This is a genomic window from Rhizobium aethiopicum (genome assembly GCF_900094625.1).
Classification (GTDB): Bacteria; Pseudomonadota; Alphaproteobacteria; order Rhizobiales; family Rhizobiaceae; genus Rhizobium; species Rhizobium aethiopicum.
In genome coordinates, this window is the sequence record NZ_FMAJ01000059.1 from 1 (window position 1) to 1,276 (window position 1,276).

Below are 1,276 nucleotides of genomic sequence, written 5' to 3' on the forward strand. Positions count from 1 at the left end.
CAATCCGTCACTACCACCAGGCCCACGAATATTAACGTGGTTCCCATCGACTACGCGTGTCCGCCTCGTCTTAGGGGCCGGCTAACCCTGCTCAGATTAACTTTAAGCAGGAACCCTTGGTCTTTCGGCGAGAGGGTCTCTCACCCTCTTTATCGTTACTCATGTCAACATTCGCACTTCCGATACCTCCAGGAGCCCTCACGGGTCTCCCTTCATCAGCTTACGGAACGCTCCGCTACCACGTGTATTGCTACACATCCTCAGCTTCGGTGCATGGCTTCAGCCCCGTTACATTTTCGGCGCAAAGACCCTTATTTAGACCAGTGAGCTGTTACGCTTTCTTTAAATGATGGCTGCTTCTAAGCCAACATCCTGGTTGTTTTGGGATCCTCACATCCTTTCCCACTTAGCCATGACTTGGGGACCTTAGCTGGAGGTTAGGGTTGTTGCCCTTTTCACGACGGACGTTAGCACCCGCCGTGTGTCTGCCGAGTAGTACTCCCCGGTATTCGGAGTTTGGTTAGGATCAGTAAGACGGTGAGTCCCCATAGCCCATCCAGTGCTCTACCCCCGGGGGTATTCGCTCGACGCTCTACCTAAATAGATTTCGCGGAGAACCAGCTATTTCCGAGTTTGATTGGCCTTTCACCCCTAGCCACAAGTCATCCCAATCTATTGCAACAGATGCGGGTTCGGTCCTCCAGTTGGTGTTACCCAACCTTCAACCTGCTCATGGCTAGATCACTCGGTTTCGGGTCTAATGCAACAAACTATATCGCCCTATTCAGACTCGCTTTCGCTGCGCCTACACCTACCGGCTTAAGCTTGCTTGTTACACTAAGTCGTTGACCCATTATACAAAAGGTACGCCGTCACCCTTGCGGGCTCCGACTGTTTGTAGGCATCCGGTTTCAGGTTCTATTTCACTCCCCTTGTCGGGGTGCTTTTCACCTTTCCCTCACGGTACTTGTTCGCTATCGGTCATGCACGAGTACTTAGGCTTGGAGAGTGGTCTCCCCATGTTCAGACAGGATTTCTCGTGTCCCGCCCTACTCTAGGACAATCATGATATCTACGCGTACGGGGCTGTCACCCACTACGGCCGCACTTTCCAGAGCGTTCCACTTTAATCACAATTGCCACTGGCCTGGTCCGCGTTCGCTCGCCACTACTTGCGGAGTCTCGGTTGATGTCCTTTCCTGCAGGTACTTAGATGTTTCAGTTCCCTGCGTTCGCTTCTTACACCCTATTTTATTCAGGTGCAGATACCTTATAA

At 52.0% G+C, this 1,276-nt stretch carries 1 rRNA gene; it reads right to left on the reverse strand.

Annotated elements, in window-relative coordinates:
- Positions 1 to 1,276: ribosomal RNA gene (locus GA0061105_RS32095) — 23S ribosomal RNA — on the reverse strand; the annotation flags it as partial.